27 protein-coding genes and 1 riboswitch are annotated in these 23,365 nt (G+C 42.2%); of the genes, 2 read left to right on the top strand and 25 right to left on the bottom strand.

Annotation, left to right across the window (positions count from 1 at the left end; genetic code table 11):
• Window positions 1–5: 5 nt before the first annotated feature.
• The 17 genes from ERX27_RS06015 to cmk form a co-directional block, all read right to left on the bottom strand.
• Window positions 6–434 (bottom strand): DUF2487 family protein, encoded by a 429-nt coding sequence (locus tag ERX27_RS06015; RefSeq protein ID WP_133431935.1) that lies wholly within the window; start codon window positions 432–434, stop codon window positions 6–8.
• A 1-nt stretch (window position 435) separates the two neighbouring features.
• Window positions 436–933 (bottom strand): YpiB family protein, encoded by a 498-nt coding sequence (locus ERX27_RS06020; protein WP_133431936.1) that lies wholly within the window; start codon window positions 931–933, stop codon window positions 436–438.
• Window positions 923–2,134, bottom strand: a complete 1,212-nt coding sequence (locus tag ERX27_RS06025; RefSeq protein ID WP_133431937.1) for a tetratricopeptide repeat protein — start codon at window positions 2,132–2,134, stop codon at window positions 923–925. The genes ERX27_RS06020 and ERX27_RS06025 overlap by 11 nt, the downstream gene beginning before the upstream one ends.
• A complete protein-coding gene (gene aroA, locus ERX27_RS06030) occupies window positions 2,131–3,414 on the bottom strand; it encodes a 3-phosphoshikimate 1-carboxyvinyltransferase (RefSeq protein ID WP_133431938.1) in 1,284 nt (427 codons plus the stop codon). Before aroA ends, ERX27_RS06025 begins: the two co-directional genes overlap by 4 nt.
• Window positions 3,404–4,423, bottom strand: a complete 1,020-nt coding sequence (locus tag ERX27_RS06035) for a 3-dehydroquinate synthase (protein ID WP_133431939.1) — start codon at window positions 4,421–4,423, stop codon at window positions 3,404–3,406. Before ERX27_RS06035 ends, aroA begins: the two co-directional genes overlap by 11 nt.
• Window positions 4,423–5,586, bottom strand: coding sequence for a chorismate synthase (gene aroC / locus ERX27_RS06040; protein WP_133432017.1), 1,164 nt, complete (start codon window positions 5,584–5,586; stop codon window positions 4,423–4,425). The genes ERX27_RS06035 and aroC overlap by 1 nt, the downstream gene beginning before the upstream one ends.
• A gap of 73 nt (window positions 5,587–5,659) precedes the next feature.
• Entirely contained in the window at window positions 5,660–6,106 is a 447-nt protein-coding gene (gene ndk / locus ERX27_RS06045; protein WP_133431940.1) for a nucleoside-diphosphate kinase, read from the bottom strand.
• A gap of 72 nt (window positions 6,107–6,178) precedes the next feature.
• A complete protein-coding gene (hexs-b, locus tag ERX27_RS06050) occupies window positions 6,179–7,114 on the bottom strand; it encodes a hexaprenyl-diphosphate synthase large subunit (protein WP_133431941.1) in 936 nt (311 codons plus the stop codon).
• A gap of 12 nt (window positions 7,115–7,126) precedes the next feature.
• Window positions 7,127–7,852, bottom strand: coding sequence for a demethylmenaquinone methyltransferase (locus ERX27_RS06055; protein ID WP_275422233.1), 726 nt, complete (start codon window positions 7,850–7,852; stop codon window positions 7,127–7,129).
• Window positions 7,853–7,864: 12 nt separating this feature from the next.
• Window positions 7,865–8,314: a hypothetical protein gene (locus ERX27_RS06060; RefSeq protein WP_133431942.1), complete on the bottom strand. Its 450-nt coding sequence runs from the start codon at window positions 8,312–8,314 to the stop codon at window positions 7,865–7,867.
• Window positions 8,315–8,421: 107 nt separating this feature from the next.
• Window positions 8,422–8,694, bottom strand: a complete 273-nt coding sequence (locus tag ERX27_RS06065; protein ID WP_133429068.1) for an HU family DNA-binding protein — start codon at window positions 8,692–8,694, stop codon at window positions 8,422–8,424.
• Between the two features lie 104 nt (window positions 8,695–8,798).
• The gene (locus ERX27_RS06070; RefSeq protein WP_165983106.1) at window positions 8,799–9,521 is read right to left on the bottom strand and encodes a hypothetical protein; all 723 of its coding nucleotides are present in this window, start codon (window positions 9,519–9,521) and stop codon (window positions 8,799–8,801) included.
• Window positions 9,514–9,720 carry a DUF2768 domain-containing protein gene (locus tag ERX27_RS06075; protein ID WP_133431944.1) on the bottom strand — a complete coding sequence of 69 codons (207 nt, stop codon included), beginning with the start codon at window positions 9,718–9,720 and terminating at the stop codon, window positions 9,514–9,516. The genes ERX27_RS06070 and ERX27_RS06075 overlap by 8 nt, the downstream gene beginning before the upstream one ends.
• Window positions 9,721–9,729: 9 nt before the next feature.
• Entirely contained in the window at window positions 9,730–10,728 is a 999-nt protein-coding gene (locus ERX27_RS06080) for an NAD(P)H-dependent glycerol-3-phosphate dehydrogenase (RefSeq protein WP_133431945.1), read from the bottom strand.
• Between the two features lie 11 nt (window positions 10,729–10,739).
• A complete protein-coding gene (gene der / locus ERX27_RS06085) occupies window positions 10,740–12,050 on the bottom strand; it encodes a ribosome biogenesis GTPase Der (protein WP_133431946.1) in 1,311 nt (436 codons plus the stop codon).
• A 103-nt stretch (window positions 12,051–12,153) separates the two neighbouring features.
• Window positions 12,154–13,050, bottom strand: a complete 897-nt coding sequence (locus ERX27_RS06090) for a S1 RNA-binding domain-containing protein (RefSeq protein ID WP_133431947.1) — start codon at window positions 13,048–13,050, stop codon at window positions 12,154–12,156.
• 77 nt (window positions 13,051–13,127) lie between these two features.
• Window positions 13,128–13,781, bottom strand: a complete 654-nt coding sequence (gene cmk / locus ERX27_RS06095) for a (d)CMP kinase (protein ID WP_133431948.1) — start codon at window positions 13,779–13,781, stop codon at window positions 13,128–13,130.
• 64 nt (window positions 13,782–13,845) lie between these two features.
• On the opposite strand from cmk, the gene ERX27_RS06100 reads away from it, so the two are divergent.
• Window positions 13,846–14,811: an asparaginase gene (locus tag ERX27_RS06100; RefSeq protein ID WP_133431949.1), complete on the top strand. Its 966-nt coding sequence runs from the start codon at window positions 13,846–13,848 to the stop codon at window positions 14,809–14,811.
• A gap of 9 nt (window positions 14,812–14,820) precedes the next feature.
• On the opposite strand, the gene ERX27_RS06105 is transcribed toward ERX27_RS06100, so the two are convergent.
• The 5 genes from ERX27_RS06105 to ERX27_RS06125 form a co-directional block, all read right to left on the bottom strand.
• A complete protein-coding gene (locus tag ERX27_RS06105; RefSeq protein WP_133431950.1) occupies window positions 14,821–15,795 on the bottom strand; it encodes a YpdA family putative bacillithiol disulfide reductase in 975 nt (324 codons plus the stop codon).
• Between the two features lie 45 nt (window positions 15,796–15,840).
• Entirely contained in the window at window positions 15,841–16,485 is a 645-nt protein-coding gene (locus ERX27_RS06110; RefSeq protein WP_133431951.1) for a CBS domain-containing protein, read from the bottom strand.
• 24 nt (window positions 16,486–16,509) lie between these two features.
• Window positions 16,510–17,442, bottom strand: a complete 933-nt coding sequence (locus ERX27_RS06115) for a LysM peptidoglycan-binding domain-containing protein (RefSeq protein ID WP_133431952.1) — start codon at window positions 17,440–17,442, stop codon at window positions 16,510–16,512.
• A gap of 75 nt (window positions 17,443–17,517) precedes the next feature.
• Window positions 17,518–18,867, bottom strand: coding sequence for a RecQ family ATP-dependent DNA helicase (locus tag ERX27_RS06120; protein ID WP_133431953.1), 1,350 nt, complete (start codon window positions 18,865–18,867; stop codon window positions 17,518–17,520).
• Window positions 18,864–19,757: a helix-turn-helix domain-containing protein gene (locus tag ERX27_RS06125; protein WP_133431954.1), complete on the bottom strand. Its 894-nt coding sequence runs from the start codon at window positions 19,755–19,757 to the stop codon at window positions 18,864–18,866. The genes ERX27_RS06120 and ERX27_RS06125 overlap by 4 nt, the downstream gene beginning before the upstream one ends.
• 122 nt (window positions 19,758–19,879) lie before the next feature.
• Here ERX27_RS06125 and ERX27_RS06130 point away from each other — a divergent pair, with 122 nt between their 5' ends.
• Window positions 19,880–20,104 (top strand): ferredoxin, encoded by a 225-nt coding sequence (locus tag ERX27_RS06130; RefSeq protein ID WP_133432019.1) that lies wholly within the window; start codon window positions 19,880–19,882, stop codon window positions 20,102–20,104.
• A 33-nt stretch (window positions 20,105–20,137) separates the two neighbouring features.
• Here the strand turns inward: ERX27_RS06130 and ERX27_RS06135 are convergent, their stop codons facing one another.
• The 3 genes from ERX27_RS06135 to ERX27_RS06145 form a co-directional block, all read right to left on the bottom strand.
• Window positions 20,138–20,674, bottom strand: coding sequence for an ECF transporter S component (locus tag ERX27_RS06135; RefSeq protein ID WP_243715870.1), 537 nt, complete (start codon window positions 20,672–20,674; stop codon window positions 20,138–20,140).
• Window positions 20,675–20,752: 78 nt separating this feature from the next.
• Window positions 20,753–20,872: riboswitch (FMN riboswitch) on the bottom strand.
• 57 nt (window positions 20,873–20,929) lie between these two features.
• A complete protein-coding gene (locus ERX27_RS06140) occupies window positions 20,930–22,657 on the bottom strand; it encodes an ATP-binding protein (protein ID WP_133431956.1) in 1,728 nt (575 codons plus the stop codon).
• The gene (locus ERX27_RS06145; protein WP_133431957.1) at window positions 22,657–23,364 is read right to left on the bottom strand and encodes a response regulator transcription factor; all 708 of its coding nucleotides are present in this window, start codon (window positions 23,362–23,364) and stop codon (window positions 22,657–22,659) included. Before ERX27_RS06145 ends, ERX27_RS06140 begins: the two co-directional genes overlap by 1 nt.
• Between the last annotated feature and the right edge of the window lies 1 nt (window position 23,365).

A 23,365-nucleotide genomic window follows, 5' to 3' on the forward strand; every position in this document is an offset into this window, starting at 1 on the left:
TTTAATTACTTATTCCACATTGAAATAATCGTTCTCATCAAGTTTTTGACTTGTGGTTCAATCATTTCTTCACGCATGTCAGCATCCATTGAAGCAAGTGGAAATACATTCACTTTGAACTGTGTCTCAGCAGTTTCAAATCGAGAATGTGAAGGTGTCACAAAAAGGATATTTCTCATACCATAGCTTTTTAATTGTTCACCAATCACAGTCGCAAGTGTATAATCCTCCTGCACTTGTACAGGCGGAACAAGCAGGACTCTGCCTTTAAACTGATTTTCAACTGATAAGGTCATCATCTGAATCACTTCGTAGCTATCAACGATATTCAGAAGCTGGTTTCTATAATCCACATCGATAACAGGAATAATAGCTGTATCAATATATTCGAGCTGGTGCTTAATATCCTTTAAGTCCTGATGATTGAATAACATGTTAACGCTCCTTCAGTTTCTTAAGTAGCTTGCTGTAATAATCAAAATTTGATCTCTCATTCATGATCAGCGCTAAATCAATTCTTGTTTCGACCATCGCTGTCATCTGTCTTTTCATCCTGGCGGTTAAGATCACTTCGTCTGGCAGCTGCTGTTTCTCCATCTGTTCAAGCAGCCACTCGTATTCATACATCTGATTAATCTTATCATCTCTGAATGTGATATACAGATAAAATGGCTGTTCGATTTGGTTCAGAAGGTTAAAGATGACATCCGGTTCCGTCAATATCATATTGTCGTAGTTGAAGAGCAGCTGAAAGCTTGATGTTAGTGTCAGACCATTCTGTCCTTCCTCTGGTGCACTGAACCGGCAGTACTCCATGACAGGATGATCTTTCAGATAGTTAAGCACCCAGACTGTCTCTTTATTTCTAATATGATATTGAAAGAGAATATATTTGAGCAGACCGCGACGTTCTTCTACTAAATCAGTGACCATAAGGCTCAAAGTTCGGATCTAGTTTAATCAGCTGCTGTTCTACTTTGTCAGCCTGCTGGCCGATTTCAAGAAGATAGCTGTAATACTCGTTTAAATAATCTATATTTTCCTGCAGATCCGGATACACGTCCTCGAAGAAATGCTGAGCTTCTTTGTATCGTTCCAGCTGCTGATAACTGTATGCAAGCGTCCATTTAACGACTGGATCCATTTCTTCTTCATCAATCATTGAAAAGAGCTGAATCATCTCTTCAAACTTTTCTTCTTCTTTATAATAATCTGCAAGCAGCAATGACGCTTCTGTATAAGAAGGATCAATGGTCAGTGCCTGAATCAGCAGCTGCTCACCCTCTGTATCTTTCTGTCTTAACATAATGCGTGCAGTATCCACCATCAGTTCTTTGAAGAACTCATTGATCAGAAGCCCTTTTTTACCGACTAGTATCGCTTCATCGTACCTGCGCTCCGCTTCAAGCAAGTTGACAAGAACTAGATAAGCCTGCATATAGTCAGGATCTTTGTCTATTAAAGTGGTCAGCTCCTGCACGGCATCCTGCAGGTGATCATTTTTCTCAAGTGCCAGTGCTTTTTTAAAGAAATCGTCACTTGTCATATCTTCTTCATTCAGCGACTGATAATAGCTTTCAGCATCCTCGTAGTTACCTGCCTGAAGCATGCAGTCAGCTAACCGGCTTGTCAGATTGACACGGTTAATATGTGTCTCACCTGCTGATAACAGCTGTTCATAACGGCGCGCGGCCTGTAAATACTCACCATCATAGTAAAGCAGCTCCCCGAGCGCAAATGACACGATTAAATCGTCCGGTGCAAGTTCTTCTGCTTGTCGCAGCTTCTGCAGTGCCACTTCAAGCATATCCTGCTGCTGATAGAGGTCCGCTTCAAGCAGCAGACGTTCTGTTGTCAGTGGCGACTGGTGCAGAACTGTAAGAGCTTTATCAAGATCGTTTTCATCCACTAATCCTTCTATATAGTAGACGAGCAGTTCCTGTTCATCCGGATAAAGCAGATAAAGCTGTTCAAATACTTTAAGACCCTGTGGTACAAGACCATATTGATAAAGCGTTTCTCCTAATATAAATAAGGCATCATGGTCATCAGAACCAAGTGCACGATTTACATTGTCGTCCAGGTTCTCAATATGTTGCAGATGAATCTGATCAATCAGTTCATATATATTCATTCTTTCACTCCTAATTGCTCGAATTGTTTCATAAAGCCAGGGAAAGAGACATTGATACTATCAAAATCAGCTATCTCTACTTCACCTGTTATGAGGGTGGCAACGGCCAGCATCATGCCGATGCGATGATCACCATGACTATCGACACGCGTCGTCACCTGTTCTCTGCCTGGTGCTATTTCCATCCCGTCAGGTGTTGCCGACAGATTAAACCCTAGTCTGTTCAGTTCGCTCACCACTGTATCAATCCGGTTCGTCTCTTTTACCTTCAGTTCTTCGGCGTCACGAATGACACTTGTACCGTTCGCCTGTGTCATGAGTAAGGCGATAATCGGAACTTCATCTATTAAACGTGGAATCAGATCGCCTTCAAGTGTGACAGGTTTAAGGTCAGGCGTATAGCGTACTTCAATCATCGCGACCGGTTCGCCTTCATCAGTCTGATCGATAACACTGATATCGCCTCCCATCAGCTTGATGACTTCAATAATACCGTCTCTTGTCGGATTGACGCCTACGCGGTGCAATGTGACTGCACTACCTGGAGTAATAAGGGCTGCTACCATCAAAAAGGCAGCTGAGGAGATATCACCCGGTACTTTAAAATCAAAAGGCTTTAAATGTTCAATACCTCGTGCTGGTAGTTTAATTGTTTCTCCCGTTTCAAGCTCTACCCCGTATAAGGGCAGCATGGTTTCTGTATGATTTCTGGAAGCAGTCTTTTCAATGATGGTCACGTCACCTGCCGCATGCAGCCCCGCCAAGAGTATAGCTGACTTTACTTGAGCACTTGCAACCGGCATCGCATAATGAATACCTGTAATATCTGCAGGTTCAATGATGAGAGGCGTTCTGGTGTCATGATAGCTGCCTGAAATTTGCGCGTTCATCTCTTTAAGAGGTGCAATGACACGTTTCATCGGTCGACGTCCAATAGAAGCATCGCCTGACAGTACTGTCCGAAACGGCAGACCGGTCAGAAGACCTGCCAGTAGTCTTGTCGTTGTGCCTGAATTACCGGTGTCCAGCACTTGTGAAGGTTCAGTAAATTGCTTAAATCCTGGCGAATCAACCGTCACTGTGTTTCCCGAAATTTCAATCGTAACGCCTAACTGCCTGAAAATATTGATTGTACTCATACAATCTTCTCCCAGCAGTGCGCCTTCAATGATAGAGCGACCCGCCGCAATAGAGCTGAAAATAACAGCGCGATGGGTCATCGATTTATCGCCGGGCACATGTGTCTGACCTTTAAGAGGTCCAGTCAAATTAATATGCATCGTATGCTCCTAACTGATTAAATGCATGAAGTAATCGTTCTTTTGAAATGGCTTGTATACGCTGATCCATCAAAACAAACTGGATAGTACCGTCCTGATTTTTTTTATCCTTCAGCATCAGCTGATAATAGTTTTCAAATGGCAGGTAACGAACAGGCGTCAATCCTAGACGTCTGAACCAGTCTTTTAACGGTCTGATATCCATATCTGACAGAAGAGCTGTCAGCAGAAGACCATGCATCACTGCCTGGCCATGCGGAATGTGATGCGTGAATTCCACTGCATGACCAAACGTATGGCCAAGGTTCAGTACTTTTCTGAGCCCCGCTTCATGTTCATCTGCCTCTACTACTTTCAGTTTCTGCGCCATACCTTTTATCAGCCAGTAATCGATGGAATCTAAGTCAGCGAGCTTACTTTTATCAGCAAAGTCCTGCTGCAGCAATTGTACCGTCTCCGGTGAATCAAGTAAGGCATGTTTGATGATTTCTCCAAACCCGCTCAGCTTTTCCGCGTCAGGTAAGGTTGTTAAAAAATCAAGATCGTATACGACGGCTTTCGGTCGCTTAAATGCACCGATCAGATTTTTGCCGCTCTCGGCATTGATACCGACTTTGCCGCCAATAGCGGAATCATGAGCCAGAATAGTGGTCGGTACTTGAATAAAATCAATGCCTCTCAGAATAGTAGCTGCAATAAAGCCGGCGAAATCTCCGACACTGCCCCCACCGATAGCCACAATGACGGATTTCCTCGTCACGCCATTTTCAATAATCTCATTAATCGTCTTACTGTATTCAGTCAGCGTTTTTAACTTTTCCCCTGCTGTTACTTGATAGACGGTTGATAGAGAAGTGATGCATTCAAGACGTTCCCGGTGCAATGCCAGAACTTGATCATCGATAATAGCGATGACTTTATCGTAAGAGGACGTATCTAGTTTCTTAAGCGCGCCATGTTCGACATTAACTTTGTAATTGTCAGACGCATAATGTGTAGAGAGTTCCATTAAAATTGTCTCACTCTTTCTCTATGTGCTGTTATCTGCTCGGTTAACTGTTCCATATAGTTCGACTGGAATTCTTCTAAAACAGCTCGAGCAATTTCATACGCGACAGCATGTTCACAGACAATCGATGCAGCCGGCACCGCACAGCTGTCAGAACGCTCTATACTTGCCTGATAGCTTTCTTTCGTTTCAATATCAACTGACTGGAGCGGCTTATAAAGCGTGGGAATCGGCTTCATTACCGCATTGACTACAATAGGCATCCCGTTCGTCATGCCGCCTTCTAGTCCACCCAGATGATTGGATAATCTTGAGTATCCATGTTCATCAAACATAATAGCATCCTGAACTTCGCTGCCTGGCATATCTGCCATCTTAAATCCTTCTCCAAATGACACGCCTTTAAACGCATTGATGCTGATGACGCTTTGTGCGATGCGACCGTCCAGTTTACGGTCAAAGTGAACATAGCTGCCAAGTCCAGGGGGTGCATTCACGACTGTAACCTCTACTTCACCGCCGAGAGAGTCACCCGCTTTTTTAGCCGCATCTATACGGTCACGCATGCCCTGAGCGAGAGCATCATTGATTACTCTGACATCGTTGGAATCATTTTTACTTTTAATTTGCTCGATAGAATAAGTGCCCTCATCTCTGACTCCGCCAATTGATTTCACGCGACTGAAAATTTCGATATCCAGCTGCTGAAGTAAGATCTTACAGACCGCTCCCACTGCTACACGAGCAGCAGTCTCTCTGGCACTTGAACGCTCCAGTACATTTCGCAGATCACGGTGGTTATATTTCATACCGCCGACAAGATCAGCATGTCCTGGTCTCGGCTTAGTGATGACACGTTTCATTTCTTCTTGCGCGCTCTGTTCAATCGGTTCAACGCCCATAATATTCAGCCAGTGCTTGTGGTCGTCATTTTTAACAATCAGTGTGACCGGACTGCCCAGTGTTAAACCATGTCTGACACCCGACATAATTTCAACGGTATCCTTCTCAATCTGCATACGTCGACCACGGCCGTAACCACCTTGACGTTTAAACAGCTCCTGAGTGATGGCGTCTCCTGTCAGTTCAAGACCAGCCGGTAATCCTTCTATAATAACGGTGAGCTGCGGTCCATGAGACTCACCTGCTGTCAAAAATCGCAACATAATCTTCCTCCTGTAAATAACTATATTTTAGCACAAAAAAAGCCGTGTCATCACTGACACGACTTTTAAATTAGTAAACCCAGGCTGCATTTACTAATGAATAATCAATAATTTCGTCTTCTTTAAACCAGAGTGCGATTTCTTTCTCTGCAGAAGCCACTGAGTCTGAACCATGGATAATATTTTTACCCACTGTCATACCGTAATCTCCACGGATTGTGCCAGGAGCTGATTCTGCCGGATTCGTTTTACCGACTAAAGTACGGCCGATTTCAACAACGTTTTCCCCTTCAAGCACCATCGCGAAAACCGGTCCAGAAGTGATGAACTCAACCAGTTCACCAAAGAAAGGACGCTCGCTATGTTCGCCGTAGTGCGTTTTAGCTAAGTCTTCTGACACAGTCATTAATTTAGCACCTACAATTTTAAGTCCTTTGTTTTCGATACGGCTGACAATTGGTCCGATTAAGTTACGACCGACGCCGTCTGGTTTAATCATTAAAAAAGTTCTTTCCATGAAAAATACCCACCCTTTGTTTTTTTATAAAACCATAGATAGTGTACCATTGAAAACGATTTCTTTCAATTATCAAAATATTCTTTTTGTCATTTTAGCGAGCAGTTCTTCCATCTGCTGACGGTCATCACTCTCAGGTAACTGAAGTAAATGAAACTTTGCTTTTTCAGCATATTTTCTACTGACAGTAGAAGCAGGCTCTATTCCCTTCTTCTTAACATAGTCAATCAGCTGATTGAAATATTCATCAGTCTGACCTGCTGACAAACGGTTCAGTTCTTTTTTGACTGCAGCGTCTTCAGCTGCGAACATCAACGGCAATGTCACATGACCATTCCTGATGTCGCTGCCCACAGGTTTACCGAGCACCTCTTCAGAGCTGGTGTAATCAAGTATGTCATCAATAATCTGATAGCTCATGCCCATAAAGTGACCAAATTTAGCTAGATGGAAGACGGTCTGTGCATCGGTGTCTGTACTCATCGCACCTAATTTACAGCTTGCCTCTATCAGAACAGCTGTCTTACGATTAATCCGTCTCAAATATTCTGTCAGACTGACGGCTGAATCATAGCGGTCATATAACTGATCAAACTCTCCGTAACACACTTCGAGTATGATATCTGAGAAGTACTGATGAAAATCAGTGTTGTCTATATCAGAGATAAGCTGCAGTGCAGAAGCAAGCAGGTAATGACCTGTCTGGACAGAAGTCTGGCCATCCCACACTTCATGAATCGCATCTTTTCCCCGTCTTTTAGAGCTATTATCAATATAGTCATCATGAACAAGACTTGCCATATGCACGATTTCAAGTGCAGCAGCTGTCTTAATCAGTTCAACATGTCGATTTTGACCGAAACTACCTGACAGCAGGACAAAATAAGGACGTATTCTCTTGCCGCCTGATGACAGGATATGCGCGCTTGCCGCATTGATTCTCGATTCATCCCGGCTGACGATGTCATTAATAATCGCTTCAACCTCTTTAATTTGCCCCTTTAACATATAAGCTCATCCTTATTGTGGTTTATAGGCGAGATGCATAGCGCTCACGCCTCCTGTGAAACCTTTAAATTCAACTTTCTCAAATCCTGCCGCTGCAAATAATTTTGCCAGAGCGTAGCGATCCGGGAAATTAAAAGCTGATTGCTGTAACCAGCTGTATTCTTTCATCGACTTAGCAAAAACTTTACCAAACTGCGGCATCACATATTTGAAATACGCTTCATAACCTTGTTTAAATCCTGGCAGTGTCGGCTGACTCGTTTCCAGACATACGACCATACCACCGGGTTTTAGGACACGGTACATCTCTTCAATCGCCTTTGAATAGTCAGGCACATTCCGCAGACCGAAACCGATTGTCACGTAATCAAACGTATTATCTTCAAATGGCAGTTCCATCGCATTACCGAGCACAAGATTCACATTATCGTAAGCAGCTGTCTTCTGTTTGCCAACTTCAAGCATATTGGCACTGAAGTCAAGTCCAGTCACGTGTCCTGATTTGCCGACTGCCTGAGCAAGCTGAATCGTCCAGTCTGCAGTTCCGCAGCAGACATCAAGTGCCTGTGCACCGCGACTAACCTGCATACGTTTCATTACTTTTTTTCTCCAGCGCTTATGCTGGTTAAAACTGATGATATCGTTAAGACGGTCATAACGAGTTGATATATTTTCAAAGACACCATGAACGAGTTCTGTTTTCTCTTCTGGTGTGCGAGGCATTTCATTGTTAGTCATAGGGCACCTACTTTATTTAGTATAGAGTTCAGAGTGATTGATCAGCTGCTGGACAGTTGGATCATCTATTGAAACAAAAGGCAGAACAAATACAGCTTCTATTTCAGGTATTAACGCATCATCCTGTGACGTGTCATAAGCCGACATCAGAAGATTATAGCGTTTCACACATTCCGTCAGTTTTCTGAAAGTGGTCTGATCAAAATGTTCAGCGTTATAATGATAAAACTGTGCACTCAGCAGATCAGTTGCGAGTATGGTATGTGCTTTATTATGATTGTCTACTTTTCTACCGAGTCGCATTGCAGAATCAATAGCCAGTATACTTTTCTTGATATTGTCTGCGATGGAAAGTCGAGTCAGAATACTGACGAGATCAGCATTCGCTGCCGGACAGCGATAGAGAGGATAGCGTCTTTCCAGTTTTAAGTTGTCCTCTTTGTACTGTGTGTAAAAATCCATCCTGCAGCCTCCCAAACGTTATACTCCATTATAACTTAAAACAGGCGCTAATAAAGAAAAAAACTCAAGAAAAAAAGCCCTGATACAGGGCTTTCTTTTAAATCTCATTATTTCACTGCGTCTTTTAATGCTTTACCTGCTTTGAATGCAGGAACTTTGCTTGCAGGAATATCGATTTCTTTACCAGTTTGTGGGTTACGACCCTTACGAGCAGCACGTTCACGAACTTCAAAGTTACCGAAACCAATCAGTTGAACCTTATCTCCGTTTGATAAAGATTTTTGAATTGATTCAAAAACAGCATCAACAGCAAGACCTGCTTCTTTTTTAGTTAAGTTAGCACTCTCAGAAACTGCATTGATTAAGTCTGTTTTATTCATGTCAATTCACCTCCCCTAAGGTTATGTAATGATAAATGAATATCATTCTGTTATGACTTTAACACACAAAACGTTGATACTGCAACGTTTTATGTCCTGTTTCATCATTTTTTATCAGGATTAGCGTTCGATTTAAAGATAGGTTCGTTTTTCTCGTTCACCGTATAAGGCACACTGTATGCCGGCAGTATAGGTGAGTCTTTGTATAAAATGTAACGAATGTCTTCTCCCTGCTTTAACTTCAGCTTTTTCTCGCTGATGACTTTACCTAAATCCTGCGTGTAATCAATGATAAAGTCATTGCCGCCGTTGATATAAACAGGAAGCGCCTCACCACTATAAGGACTGTTGACAGTCGGATACTCATCCAGGCCATACTTTTTGTAAGCAATCTTATAGACATTCGGTCCTACTTTTTTATCAAGTGCGAGTGTTCTATCCTGAATATTCAACCTGATTCTTAAGTCTTTTAGCACTTCAGCATTGCGAAGATCGACAAGTTTCACTGTCGGATTTTTGTCCACGTCCATCATGACATATTGATAATAACCACCTTTTTCAAAGGATGAGCCAGGCAGTTCTGATATATAACGAGGCTGGAGTTTACCGAAGTCAACAGGATGCTTAACATACTGGTCATAAGACTGGTCACGGTCCTTTAAAGGCAATAGACCACTGTTATCCTGTCGGTACTGATCAACTGCCGTCTGTACCATATTGAGCTGGTCCAAAGGCGCGACCTGATTCTCCGCTTTCTCGACATTTGGATAGAAACATCCTGATAGAAAGAAGACTGGAACCACTAACATCAGCACTCGTTTAAGCATGACTGGAGCCACCTAAGACAATAATCATCAGCAGCCCACTGAGAAGCAGTGAACCATATGCCAGAATAGAAAGCGTAATTGATAACGCTCTATTCTTCACTTTAAAACGTGCTAAATATATCAGCACCATAGCCAGCATCATGAGTCCTAATGAATAAAAAGAGACCCACATTAAATCCATTCTTGTAATATTAAACATTTATTTCACCTATTCATTTGTTTTTTGACGGCTCATCAGTGCTCTGACGTTTTCTTCCACTGGACCTTTGTTAAACAGTACATCATAAAGCGCACCGGTAATCGGCATGTCTACTTCATAGGCAGCAGCCATCTCGTATGCCGCCTGAGTGGTTCTGACACCTTCTACAACCATGCCCATCTGATCAAGTGCTTCTTCGAGCGACTTACCTTTACCCAGCATTTCACCACAGCGCCAGTTACGCGAATGGACAGATGTACAAGTCACAATTAAGTCACCGAGACCTGCCATACCGAGATAAGTCATCGGATCAGCACCCATCTTGACGCCAAGACGGGTAATTTCAGCGAGTCCCCTGGTCATAAGAGCTGCTTTAGCATTATCTCCGTAACCTATACCGTCACTCAGACCCGCAGCAAGCGCGATGATATTTTTAAGTGCACCGCCTATTTCAACTCCGACCAGATCATCATTCGTATACACTCTAAAATAATCACACATGAATAAATCCTGACCGAGCTTTCTAATACTATCATCTGATGAAGCTATCGCGACAGTAGTCGGCTGGCGTGTCGCCACTTCTTCGGCATGACTCGGACCACTAAGTACTCCCACACCCTGCAGTTTATCTGCATCGATCTCTTCTTCAATAATTTCAGAAATCCGCTTGAAAGTCTTTGGTTCCAGACCTTTTGAGACGTGTATGACCGTTTTCTTGTCACGCACAATTGCATTGACCTGCTGACAGACATCACGCATCGCTTTTGTCGGTACAGCTGCTATTAAAATAGTGGCATGTGCAAGCGCAGCACTTAAGTCAGTCGTAGCTTTCATGCCATCATTTAAACGTATACCCGGTAAATAGCCTGGATTCATCTTTTCTTCTGTCAGTGCTTTAATGGTTTTGTCATCTCTGCCCCACATCAGGACATCATGATGATTGTCCAGAAGCACATTTGCAAGCGCTGTGCCCCAGCTTCCAGTCCCTAGTACCGTAATTGCTGTCATGAAATAACCTCCTAGTTACGTTTTCGAGTAATCAGATGAATAGGCGTCCCTTCAAATCCAAACGCATCACGAATTCTGTTTTCCAGGAAACGCTGATATGAGAAATGCATCATTTCTACATCATTGACAAAGACCACAAATGTCGGCGGCTCAATCGCAACTTGCGTCGTATAGAAAATATTCAGACGGCTGCCGTTATCAGTCGGTGTCGGATTCATTGCCACCGCATCTGTGATGACTTCATTAAGCGTACTGCTCTGAACACGTTTCTTATGGTTCTCACTCGCCATATTGATCAGCGGGAACAGTGTTTTCAGACGTTGATCTTTCAGTGCTGAAACAAATGCGATCGGCGCATAATCAAGGAACTGGAAGTGCGCACGGATATTGTCTTCAAATTTCTTCATCGTCTTAGAGTCTTTCTCAACAGTATCCCATTTATTGACAACGATGATGACTGCTTTACCTGCTTCATGAGCATAACCAGCGATCTTCTTATCCTGCTCAATAATACCTTCTTCTGCATCAATGACTACGAGCACTACATTTGAACGTTCAATAGCACGTAAGGCGCGCAGTACTGAATAGCGCTCTGTTGATTCATAGACCTTGCCCTTTTTACGCATACCTGCAGTATCAATCATGACATAGTCCTGGTCATCATAGCTGTATACCGTATCAATGGCATCACGCGTCGTACCCGCAATATTCGACACGATAACACGTTCTTCACCTAAAATACTGTTGATCAAGCTTGATTTGCCGACGTTTGGACGGCCGATCAGACTGAACTTGATGACATTGTCATCATATTCATCTTCTGCTTCTTCAGGGAAATGCTTACTTGCTTCGTCCAGAAGGTCACCGATACCGAGACCATGTGAGCCTGAAATCGGGAATGGATCGCCGAATCCGAGTGAATAGAATTCATAAATATCAGCACGCATCTCTGGATTATCAATTTTGTTGACCGCAAGCACAACAGGCTTGCTGGATTTAAACAGCAGCTTCGCGACGAAATCATCTTCATTCGTAATACCATCGCGCCCATTCACCATAAAAATAATGACATCTGCTTCGTCAATGGCGATTTCCGCCTGTGCACGAATCTGTTCCTGAAATGGCTCATCACCCAGCTCAATCCCACCTGTATCGATGATGTTAAATTCATGTGTCAGCCATTCGCCGCTTGAATAAATACGGTCACGCGTCACACCCGGTGTATCTTCAACGATTGATACCCGTTCTCCAATAATTCTATTAAATATCGTCGATTTACCGACATTTGCGCGGCCGACGATTGCTATAGTTGGTTTAGTCACTTTTTTCTTCCTCTCAATATATGATCTTTCCTATTTTAACACACCTTGATTTTTTCTCATAATCAAAAAAAGTAACGCCGAAGCGTTACTTTAAGAGTCAATCTTATAATTTTAAGTCTTTGAATTTATCAGCGAAAACGTCACCAAGTGTTGGTGCATCGTCGTTTGAGCTTGTATCTAAATATGAAGCGTCAAAGTCTTGACCTTGCTCTTCAGTTGCTTTAATAGATAAAGCGATACGCTCATCTTGTTTGTTGATGTCTAAGATTTTAACTTTAACTTCCTGACCGATTTCAAGCGCGTCTTCTACTTTCTCAAGACGGTCATGAGTGATTTGTGAGATGTGGACTAATCCGTCTACACCACCGATGTTAACGAAAGCACCGAAGCTTGTGATACGTGCGACTTTACCGTCAACAATTGAACCTACTTCAAGGTTTTGAAGTGTTTCAGCACGTTTCGCTTTGTTTTCTTCTTCTTCGATTGCACGGTGATTTAAAATCACACGATTTTTCTCCTGATCAAGCTCTTCAATTTTAAGTGTTAACTGGCGACCTTGATAATCAGAGAAGTCTTCGATGTATTCTGTTGAAATAAGAGAAGCAGGGATGAAACCACGAAGGCCGACATCTACTACTAAACCGCCCTTAACGACTTCTTTAACTTCAGCTTCGATTGTTTCGTTATTTTCGAATTTTTCTTTCAGGCTCTCGAAAGATTGTGATTCATCTAATTGACGTTTAGACAGGATGTAATGACCATCCTCTTCTTTATCTTCAATCTTCGTTACGAATGCTTCAATTTCATCTCCAACAGAAACAGCTTCTTCTGCTTTATCGATATGAAGACTTGTTAACTGGCTGATCGGAATAATTCCGTCAAATTTAGCACCTTCAATGAATACGATCACGTGTTTATCTTCGATCTTTTGAACCGTACCTTTAACTTTATCGCCTTCTTGAATTTCTGTAATCATGTTTTCGTTGAATTCTTCTGTCATAGTCTTATCCTCCTAAAATATAAAAGCTCTTTATCTAACGTTCTTATATTACCCTAAAAAAGTCAAGAAAATCGTCTTTATTCCAATTTATCTGACGCAAGTTTTAAAATAATTGCCGTTACGTCTTCAATAGAACGTCCTGTCGTGTCTATTTCAATTGCATCTCCTGCCTGAGTAAGCGGTGAGATCTCTCTTGTCATATCCAGATGATCGCGATGAGCAATATCTTCTTTGAGTTGTTCTACTGTACTTTCAATGCCACGAGCTTCGTTATCAAGCTGTCTTCTGTTCGCTCGTTCTTCAACAGACGCGACCATATAGATCTTCAGCTCTGCATCCGGAATAACAGTCGTCCCGATATCACGGCCATCCATGACGACCCCTTTATCGCGTGTCATCTGCTGCTGCAGTTCCACTAAAAAGCTGCGTACAGCACCCTGACTAGCGACATAAGAGACATTCTCTGTAATATCATTTTCACGAATACGTTCTGTGATATCTTCACCGGAGAGCAGTACACGCTGCCCGTTATCTGCTACAAGGCGTATGTCAATATCCTGCAACAAACGCTCAAAATCTTTGTCATCTGATTTTAAGTAAGCTAATGTAATGGCGCGGTACATGGCACCTGTATCTACATAAACCATATCGAGTGCAGCTGCTACTTTTTTAGCAATCGTACTTTTACCTGCTGCTGCTGGTCCATCTATCGCAATATTAATTTTTTTCATCATTCTTACCTGCCTTGTTGTTTTATCATTAATATTTTATCATAGAAGGATAAAGGAGGCACATATGAAAAAACTTCTCGTTATACATACCGGTGGCACTATCAGCATGTCTGAGAATTCAGATGGACAGGTCATCACCAATGAAATCAATCCTGTTTCAGGTCTCGCATCTGTTGAATCTCTTGCAGATATCACTGAACTGAATCCATTCCAGGTCCCTTCTCCGCATATGACTCTCCATCATATGAATACGCTCAGAAAACTGATCATCGAGCAGATCAATACAGATAATTATGAAGGCATCGTTATCACGCACGGTACTGATACACTTGAGGAAACAGCCTTTTTCCTGGACTTAACGCTGAATGTCAGTATTCCAGTCATTCTGACGGGCGCTATGCGTTCATCCAATGAAATCGGTACAGATGGACTCTACAACTATATCGCCGCAATCAGAACGGCCTGTGATGAACAGTCCAAAGGCAAAGGAGTGCTTGTCGTCTTCAACGATGAAATCCATAGTGCCATGAACGTCACTAAAACACATACATCTAATACAAGTACATTCCAGAGTCCGAACTATGGACCACTTGGCATCATCACCAAGAATACGATTTATTATCATCACCTGCCTGTTGTCAATCGTCCACTCGTCAAAGTAGATGAAACAGTCAAAGTCGGCCTGATTACAGCTCATAGTGATTTAGACGCTGAACTGCTGGAGTTCTTTATGACCCATGATTATGACGGGGTGGTCATCGAAGCTTTAGGACAGGGCAATCTGCCTCCGTCGTCGCTTGCCGGCCTGGATCAGCTTTTAGCAGCAGACATCCCTGTCGTGCTTGTCTCCCGTTGTTTCAACGGTATCGTCAGCAATAACTATGACTACGAGGGTGGCGGCTATGAACTGGAGAAGAAGGGCGTTATCTTCTCGAATGGTTTAAATGGCCAGAAGGCAAGACTGAAACTGATAGTCGGATTAAGCAACCATCTTAAAAAAGAAGATTTAAATACTTATTTCCGCAAATAAAAAAGAGGCTTATGCCTCTTTTTTATTTTTGATATCCTCTGCGATCAAGCCGCCATGAAACTTTCCATTTTCAATGAAAATGGAATTGGCATCATTGCCTGCTGCGATAACCCCTGCGATATAAAGATTGCTGATATTCGTCTCCATCGTCTCAGCATGGTATTTTGGTGCTGTACCGTATTCATTGGTCACAAGTTCCATCCCCATCGCCTGAAGGAAATCATAATCAGGATGATAGCCGATCATTGCGAATACATCATCATTCTGAATCGTCTGAGCCACACCGTCCACACTAAATGTAACGGTATCTTCAGTGATTTCGTTTAAGTTTGCATTGAAATACATCTTGATCTTCTCACTTCTGACCAGCCCGTCAAAGATAGGCAGAATCCAAGGTTTAACACTTTTGGAGTATTCGCTGCCACGATAAATAACGGTAACGTCAGCTCCCGCTTTCTCCAGTTCTATGGCAGCATCCACTGCTGAATTTTTCCCACCGATAATCAGGACTTTCTTATCGAAGAAAGGATGTGCCTCCTTAAAATAATGATGAACTTTCTCTAGCTCTGCACCAGGTACATCGAGTTTATTATGCTGCCCGTAGTAGCCGGTCGCCACTGTTAAATAGGTGCATGTGTAATTGTCTTTAGAAGTTTTCACTGTGAATGTATCATCTTCTTTCGTCACCGACAGTACTTCTTCACGTGTATTGATATTAAGGTTGTGATGTTTCACCACTTCTCGGTAATAGACGAGCGCCTGGTTTCTACGTGGTTTATGCTCTTCCACGATAAACGGTACGTCACCGATACCGAGCTTGTCACTCGACGAGAAGAATGTCTGGTGTGTCGGGTAATTATAGATGGCTTCTACTACATTCCCTTTTTCTATAATCAGAGTCTCTATTCCTTGACGGTTCTGTTCAATTGCCGCAGAAAGACCACAAGGACCTGCACCAATAATAATACTTTCTATATAACGCACAATGATCACCTTTCTCAAAAAAAGGAGCTCATATGAGCCCCTCTGTTAGTCTTGTTGAACATCCAGCACTTTAAATCCATTTTTAGCCAGATACTTCGTAAATTTTTCTACATCTTTTTGATTTCTATCGTCTACTTTTACAATCATTCGTCGATGCATTTTGTCTGTTTCATCAAACGTCACGAAAGAAATAGCATTGAGTTTGTATTTTTGCAGCGCCTGTGCCAGACGTTTAATACGACCTTCTGCATCAATTGATGTAATGGCAATTCGGGTACCAGACTGGTTCATACCGAACGCGCTCTTGAACTGTTCCATGACATCAAAACGTGTCACTACGCCTAAAAACTCATTGTTTTTGTTAATAATGCTTAGAATCGGGAAATCTTGCAGGCTTAAGAATGATTCTTCAAACAGCGAATCATCTGTCACGCTGTATTCATCAAGAGCCAGAATGTCCTTGATCTGAGTTTTCTCGATAAATTCTTCACGAGGCTGTGTATCTTTCTTGAAGAAATAGTGTCTGAAAATGTTATAACGAGTAACCGTGCCATGATAAACACCTTCGCTGACAACAGGCATCCCATCTATACCATGATGTTCAAGTTTATCAATGACTGATTTTACAGAATCATTTGGATTCGCAATATAACATTTCTCTTTTGGAATCATAATCGTTTTTAAATACATAAATCCATCCCCTTTGATGTTTTCTTATTTAGGAATAACAAGCTCCTGACCTACTGTCAGATTGTTGCCTGAAATGCCATTTGCTTTACGAATTTTGTCGACATTCGCCGGCGTACCGCTACCGTAATAACGGATTGCAATTCTATAAAGGTTTTCATTAGCGTTTACTGTATGCGTTGTGCCGCCACCTGTCGCTGCAGGTGCTTCTGTTGTTGCTGGTGCTTCAGTAGTCGCTTGAGTCGTTTTTTCAGTCGTTGCTTCTTCTACTGTCGCAGGTACTTCTGTTGTTGTTTCTTCCACTGTTGCAGGTACTTCTGTTGTTGTTTCTTCCACTGTTGCAGGTACTTCTGTTGTTGCTTTCTCAGTTGTTTTTTCTTCAGTTACTTTTTCTGTTGTTGCTTTTTCTGTAGTTGCTTCTTCTGTCGTCACTGCTTTTTCATTATGGTCATCTTTATTATCACGATTACCTAAGAACATGAATAACAGGAATAGAATCGGAATCAGAATTAATAATCCTGCCAGAATAGGCAACCAGCTATTTTTCTTTTCTTTTTCTTCTACTTCATGTTCTCTCTCTTCTTCATGATGGACAACTGGTTCTCCTGAGCCTGCAACAAATGTTTCTGATTTTACTTCACCTGTATGCGCTGGTTCTTCAATATGATGGTCTGCTGCTGCACCTGCTGCAACAGCACCTGTGCCTGCAGCGGCTGAACGACGGCGTTTCTTTTTAGAACCTTTGATGTTGTCAGCCGGTTCTTCTACTGACTCTTCTCGACGTCGACGATCAGCTGAACGGTTGCGTCTTGATACACCGCGTTTAGGAAATTCAGCTGAATCTGTATCATTAGAAAAATCTTCTCCGTCAAATACTAAATCGTCATTTCCTACTTCTTCCTGTCTCTCTACAGGTTGCTTACTTTTTTCGAACTCGTCTTTGAAATTATCTCTAGCCATTTTAACACCCACTTCATTTAAATTTATTTAAATATACCATTAATTATAGACAACTATAAAGCGAATAGTAAAGAGCTAGCCTTGTTTAAATAACGATTTTATATAATCCGCTCTGTTATCATTCTCTTTAACTTCCTGATACTTGTCAAAAGTGAATAAATTCTGGCCTTGACAGTACTCGCAGTGATTACAGGGCTTAATTCCATTATATAATTGATGACTCAGACACCCAGTCAGCTGTCCGTACTCCGCCATTTTTCTAAGCGCCGCTATTTTAGACAAATACTCCTTCTTTAGCACCTTTAAGACTTCAGTATCAGTGAAATTCGAACGAAGAATTCTCATTTGTTCCATCTTCTCTTCCGGTAATTGCGCGCCGTTGATATAAAGATTGAAATCTGATTCAGATAAATGATCTTCCTGCAGCAATCGATAGCTTAGGTTAAGGTCCTCGTCATCATAAAGAAGGATGGCCTGTGCTTGTTCACCGTCGCGGCCAGCACGTCCAATTTCCTGGATGTATTGAAGCGTTGACTTAGGCGCGTGGTAATGAATCACTGTCCGTACATTACTTTTATTGATTCCCATACCAAACGCACTGGTCGCACAGACGTAATGAATTCTGTCGCTGAGAAACGCAATCTGTACAGACATCCTTTCTTCATATGTCATATCAGCGTGGTAGGTCATGCCTTTATAGCGCTCCTTAAGCAGTTGATGAACTTCATTACAGCGCTTCTTAGATGAGAAATAAATAATAGTCGGCCCTGAAGTGTCAAGCAGTGTCTCGATTTCTTTCAGTTTATCTGCTGGATTTTTGACCGATAAAAAGATATTGCTGCGTTCCTCGCGTTTATCGACCAGTAACAGCTCCCTTCGTAATAGCTGGCTGATATCTCTAATAATTTTGTCATCAGCGGTCGCAGTCAAGGCGATTACCTGACAGCCAGGCTTCATCACTTCATGAAGCAATAGATAATGCGGCCTGAAGTCATATCCCCACTCAGAAATGCAGTGTGCTTCGTCTATGACCATGTGGGTCAGGTTCAGCTGTGCAACTGTCGCTCGTGCTTTGTCTGTTGCCAGCCATTCCGGTGAGCAGAAAATAAACTGATAGTCCTGCAGCTGACTAAAAATCAGACGTTTCTCCCGAATATCCAGATAGCTGTGAATACAGACTGCTTTCAGCCTTAAACGTTTCAGCTCAGCCACCTGGTCTTCCATCAATGAAATAAGCGGTGTGATCACCAGCGCCCGACCGTTTGAGGCTATTACAGGAAGCTGATAACAGAGTGATTTCCCTCCTCCCGTAGGCAGAAGCGCAAGTACGTCACGGCCTGTTTCAACCGCTTCAATCACTGCTTTCTGACTTGGCCGTAACTCTGAGAAGCCATATATTTTCTGCAGAATTTCTTCTGTTGTCATAGTTTCACTTCTTTCATAATCAGACAGAGAGCTATCTTGACTTTAAAGTAACTATCCATCTGAGATTCCTCGAAATAAGGTTTAAGCCGCTGATAATGATGCTGATGATAAAGAGAGCGTATCTCAGCGATTTCCGTTTCTGTCACATAGCGACTGACGTCTACCGGATAGTCTTTAATGATCATTTCTATGATATGGTCTTCAATGGTATGAAGTTTGACCCCTCTTTTTAATGCGATTGTATCAAGAGCCATTCCTTTAGTGATCCATTCTTTAGTCTGTTCAGTGGCACTGTGAAGTGGCATCCGGATATATAAGCCTTTAAAATAATCATGCTGATGGATTAGATGAGTCAGCAGATTGAGCTCTCGTAGCAGCATCAGAGAGTATTCTGTCTGTTCAAAGCCTGATGCTCTGCAGATCTCTTCTATCGAGAAATGGTTGCCTTTCGCATCCGGTAGCAGCTTGTAAGTGAATACAGGAAGTTCCTGCGCCATCTTGTCATACAGACTCAGCAGTTCTGTTTCGTATTCTTTAGGTTGACGCTTATATGAATGCAGCCAGCTTTTAACCTGATGCTGAATAAACAGATGATTTGAAACCGGATAGAAGTCTTTGATCTGATAAGACTGAGCTGCCATCGTCTGTGTCAGCAGTCTAAGTGCCTGAAATGTCATATGCGAAGCATCATAGAAATAGGGATAAAACCTGATATCTTCAGGCGTGTCACCAGTAAGTTCGGGCCGGCTATTATAAAAAGGAAGCTGTCCCTGCATCATCGCGTCAAAATAAGTCTGATGGGATCTGAAACCCATCAATATATTATTGAAGCTTTTATCTGTCTTCTCTGCGAATTTACGCTGTTTCGCCTGCTGATAAATAGAATCCATCAATGCCTCCAGATAATTTTTGTTGAAAAAAAGTGCATGAATCTCTAAAATATATATGTACTAGTTTAGCATTTTTAAGCAGGGAGGCGAACCATTTGGCTGGGAAATATACAATCGTAGATATGGATACATGCATCGCTTGTGGTGCTTGCGGTGCAGCAGCACCTGATATATATGATTATGATGATGAAGGCATTGCCTTTGTTATTCTTGATGATAACCAAGGAACTCAGGAAGTACCTGAAGAACTCGAAGAAGATATGATCGATGCGTTTGAAGGCTGTCCGACAGATTCTATTAAAGTAGCAGATGAATCATTTGACGGAGATGCACTTAAATACGAATAAAAAAGAAGGAATTCCACTGGAATTCCTTCTTTTTCATTTAAATCTCTTTTCAATAACAGGTAACAGCGGTCTGAAAATCAGCATAAAGACGATAGAAACTATCAGTCCTTTAATGATATTAAACGGAATAATACTTGCTGATACAATGGCTTTTAAGTTGTTAGTAATATCACTTAAGTTTGTAATCATACCGTATAAAGGCAGCAATATAAAATAATTCATGAGACTCATAATAAGCATCATGACTAACGTCGCTGCGATTAAACCGACCCATCTATTTCTGCGACCCGCATAATAAGCTGTTAAAACAAAACTAGCACCCGCTAAAAAGTTTGCGATAGGACCGATTGGTTCAACCGGCTTCACTGCAAAATTGAGTAAGTTTTTAATGAGTTCTATCATGACTGCGCCGATTGGTCCGACTGTAAACAGACCGATTAAAGCAGGTACATCACTGAAATCAATCGTTAAGTAAGGCGGCATAAAAGGCAGCGGAAACTTGAAGAACATCAGTACGAAACTGATGGCACTCAGCATGCTGATTAGAATCAGCTTCTTCGTTCTGTTGATACTTGACATATTCTTCTCCTTACATCCATCAACTGAAGGAAGGAGGCATCACAAATAAGCAAAGCTTTTTGCTCTGCGCTCCATCTTCTCCCATCCAGACTATACTGTCGGCTTCAGAATTACACTGAATCAGCCACCCGAAGGCAGGTCGCGGGCTATACCGCCGGTTCGGAATTACACCGTACCCCGAAGATGAATTATTTTATTTTTTCGGATTTTCATCCTTTTAATATATTAGCACAACTTTTTATTAAATCAATGTTTTGGAATCACAATTTTAAAAGTAGTCCCTCTACCCTGTTCGCTTGAAACTGTAATATGTCCACCGTGTGACTCAATGATGGACTTAACGATGAAAAGGCCGAGTCCGGTTCCATGTTTACCTCTCGTTCTTGCGGCATCCACTTTATAGAACCGGTCAAAAAGATGAGGCAGGTGTTCCGGTGAGATACCGACGCCTGAATCGCTGACTTCGATTGTGAGCGCGTCTCCTGCTTTCACGGTTAAATGAATCGCATCACCTTCGTGTGTATAACGAACAGCATTATCAACTAAATTTGTTAAAACCTGAATCATCTTGTCATAGTCAAGCGACCAGGCAAGTCCTGGCGGAGAATCTACGATAAGGCTGAGCTTATTATCAGTCAGAGACTGATTAAACGTTGATTTCACTTTATCAAGCAGCGCATCGACCGGCATTTCCTCAAGGTGCAGTTTAACGTCACCTGCGTCGTAGCGGGCGACATTAAGCAGTTCATTGACGAGGCGATTTAAACGTTTGCTCTCATCCAGAATGATATTTAAGAATTCTTTCCGGTCTTCCGGTGTTTCCACAATATCATCCAGTAACGCTTCCGTATAACCCTGCAGCATCTGAATTGGCGTTCTGAGCTCGTGCGACACATCAGCGACAAACCGCTTCTTCATCTCATCATTACGGTGCTCTTCAGTCATATCTCGAATCAGAGCAACTGCGCCTATCTGATTATTTGCAGCTGCACGTCTCACTGGTGAGATGATAACCACGAAGTAATGATTAAGTGTCGCGATTTCAACGACTTCTGAATCATTAGTTTTCACCACTTCTTCAAATGACTGTTCGAGCTGTATTTTGTCATCCTCACTAATCAAAGTAAGAAACTGCTCTGCTTTCGGATTCATCAGCTGTTGATCTAAATCCATATGATAACTGAGTACACCATCTGCCATGGCATTGATCAGTTTATCTCTCAGATTTCTTTCCGTTTCAATGGAAGCGATGTTGTTTCTGATGTCATCCTCCATTTTATTAAATGCAACAGTGAGTTCGCCTATTTCATCACGTGATGTCGTCTTGATTTTCTGGGCGCGTTCGCCTTTAGCCACCTGAAACGCTGATTCCTTAAGTCTGAGCAGCGGCTTCGTAATCTTATTGGATAAGAAAAAGGCAAAAATCGTTGACAGTACAATTAAAATTAAAGCCGTTATTAAGATAATCAGGCTGACATACTGGAGTGTCGAACTGATAGAGTTAATGTCCTGATAGAGAATAATCGCACCTTTGTCCTGAAATGCCTGAGACGGGAATCCAAGAAGAATGTAGCGATGTCTCTCATCCTGATAATTGACATCGATAATTTTAGTCACATGTTTGTTTTCATCAAAGACTGCATTAAAATCTGGATTGGTACGAAACTCATCAATCATGATTTGCTTCAGATCATCATGACGATCCGTCAGCTGTGATTTATTTTCAACGATAATCAGACCAGCGGGATTCTCAACAAGTTCCATGACATAGTTCATCGCGTCTTCCTGGTTATGCCGACTCATCAAAATACTTTCAATTTTATTCGCCTGCTGATAGAGGGTCTTCCCTGTCTCAGAGATAAAGTAGGAGTTGAAGAAACTGACGAGTGCAACCGATAATATAAGTAAAACTGTCGTTACTATCAAAATGATAGTGAACCACAGTTTTATGACAATACTATTTAAATAGTGCATCAGTCTCTTGCCTCGAACTTATAGCCGACGCCCCAGACTGTGTGAATCATCTCGGCAGCTTCTGGAGAAACTTTATTCAGCTTCTCACGTAAACGTTTGACATGGGTGTCCACAGTTCTCAGGTCACCGTAAAACTCATAATGCCAGACTTCTTTCAGCAGCTGCTCTCTATCAAAGACTTTGTCAGGTGACTTAGCAAGGAATAAAAGAAGTTCATATTCTTTCGGCGTCAAGCTGACTTCCTGATTGTTTGCCGTGACGCGGTGTGCATCATTATCAATGACAAGTGAATCAAACACGATCAGATCTTTCGCATGTGCGTCATTCTGGAAGAACATTGAAGACTGTGAACGTCTTAAAATGGCTTTGACCCGTAAGACGACTTCACGAGGCGAGAAAGGTTTGACGATATAATCATCAGCACCGATTTCAAAGCCTTCAACACGATTGTTTTCTTCACCTTTAGCAGTCAGCATAATGACCGGTGTCGATTTCTCTTCGCGGATTCTCTTGCAGACTGCCAGTCCGTCCATGCCTGGCAGCATGATGTCCAGCAGGACACAATGGAAATTCTGGCTGAGCGCCAGTTCCACTGCTGTTTCGCCGTCTGCTGCTTCTACTGTTTCGAATCCTTCGCGTTCAAGATACATTTTAGCAAGTTTTCTGATTCTATCCTCATCATCAACGATTAAAATTCTTTCCTTCATA

Source organism: Macrococcus brunensis, assembly GCF_004359615.1.
Lineage (GTDB): Bacteria > Bacillota > Bacilli > Staphylococcales > Staphylococcaceae > Macrococcus > Macrococcus brunensis.

What these genes read in the sequence shown, in the direction of transcription:
- hexs-b (WP_133431941.1), bottom strand. Translation starts at nt 7,114, where the DNA reads ATGTTAAAGGGGCAAATTAAAGAGGTTGAAGCGATTATTAATGACATC.
- ERX27_RS06055 (WP_275422233.1), bottom strand. Translation starts at nt 7,852, where the DNA reads ATGACTAACAATGAAATGCCTCGCACACCAGAAGAGAAAACAGAACTC.
- ERX27_RS06090 (WP_133431947.1), bottom strand. Translation starts at nt 13,050, where the DNA reads ATGACAGAAGAATTCAACGAAAACATGATTACAGAAATTCAAGAAGGC.
- ERX27_RS06020 (WP_133431936.1), bottom strand. Translation starts at nt 933, where the DNA reads ATGGTCACTGATTTAGTAGAAGAACGTCGCGGTCTGCTCAAATATATT.
- ERX27_RS06015 (WP_133431935.1), bottom strand. Translation starts at nt 434, where the DNA reads ATGTTATTCAATCATCAGGACTTAAAGGATATTAAGCACCAGCTCGAA.
- ERX27_RS06075 (WP_133431944.1), bottom strand. Translation starts at nt 9,720, where the DNA reads ATGTTTAATATTACAAGAATGGATTTAATGTGGGTCTCTTTTTATTCA.
- ERX27_RS06025 (WP_133431937.1), bottom strand. Translation starts at nt 2,134, where the DNA reads ATGAATATATATGAACTGATTGATCAGATTCATCTGCAACATATTGAG.
- ERX27_RS06110 (WP_133431951.1), bottom strand. Translation starts at nt 16,485, where the DNA reads ATGTATTTAAAAACGATTATGATTCCAAAAGAGAAATGTTATATTGCG.
- ERX27_RS06115 (WP_133431952.1), bottom strand. Translation starts at nt 17,442, where the DNA reads ATGGCTAGAGATAATTTCAAAGACGAGTTCGAAAAAAGTAAGCAACCT.
- ERX27_RS06035 (WP_133431939.1), bottom strand. Translation starts at nt 4,423, where the DNA reads ATGGAACTCTCTACACATTATGCGTCTGACAATTACAAAGTTAATGTC.
- ndk (WP_133431940.1), bottom strand. Translation starts at nt 6,106, where the DNA reads ATGGAAAGAACTTTTTTAATGATTAAACCAGACGGCGTCGGTCGTAAC.
- ERX27_RS06070 (WP_165983106.1), bottom strand. Translation starts at nt 9,521, where the DNA reads ATGCTTAAACGAGTGCTGATGTTAGTGGTTCCAGTCTTCTTTCTATCA.
- ERX27_RS06145 (WP_133431957.1), bottom strand. Translation starts at nt 23,364, where the DNA reads ATGAAGGAAAGAATTTTAATCGTTGATGATGAGGATAGAATCAGAAAA.
- ERX27_RS06140 (WP_133431956.1), bottom strand. Translation starts at nt 22,657, where the DNA reads ATGCACTATTTAAATAGTATTGTCATAAAACTGTGGTTCACTATCATT.
- ERX27_RS06080 (WP_133431945.1), bottom strand. Translation starts at nt 10,728, where the DNA reads ATGACAGCAATTACGGTACTAGGGACTGGAAGCTGGGGCACAGCGCTT.
- ERX27_RS06125 (WP_133431954.1), bottom strand. Translation starts at nt 19,757, where the DNA reads ATGGATTCTATTTATCAGCAGGCGAAACAGCGTAAATTCGCAGAGAAG.
- ERX27_RS06065 (WP_133429068.1), bottom strand. Translation starts at nt 8,694, where the DNA reads ATGAATAAAACAGACTTAATCAATGCAGTTTCTGAGAGTGCTAACTTA.
- aroA (WP_133431938.1), bottom strand. Translation starts at nt 3,414, where the DNA reads ATGCATATTAATTTGACTGGACCTCTTAAAGGTCAGACACATGTGCCC.
- ERX27_RS06120 (WP_133431953.1), bottom strand. Translation starts at nt 18,867, where the DNA reads ATGACAACAGAAGAAATTCTGCAGAAAATATATGGCTTCTCAGAGTTA.
- ERX27_RS06060 (WP_133431942.1), bottom strand. Translation starts at nt 8,314, where the DNA reads ATGGATTTTTACACACAGTACAAAGAGGACAACTTAAAACTGGAAAGA.
- ERX27_RS06100 (WP_133431949.1), top strand. Translation starts at nt 13,846, where the DNA reads ATGAAAAAACTTCTCGTTATACATACCGGTGGCACTATCAGCATGTCT.
- ERX27_RS06130 (WP_133432019.1), top strand. Translation starts at nt 19,880, where the DNA reads ATGGATACATGCATCGCTTGTGGTGCTTGCGGTGCAGCAGCACCTGAT.
- cmk (WP_133431948.1), bottom strand. Translation starts at nt 13,781, where the DNA reads ATGAAAAAAATTAATATTGCGATAGATGGACCAGCAGCAGCAGGTAAA.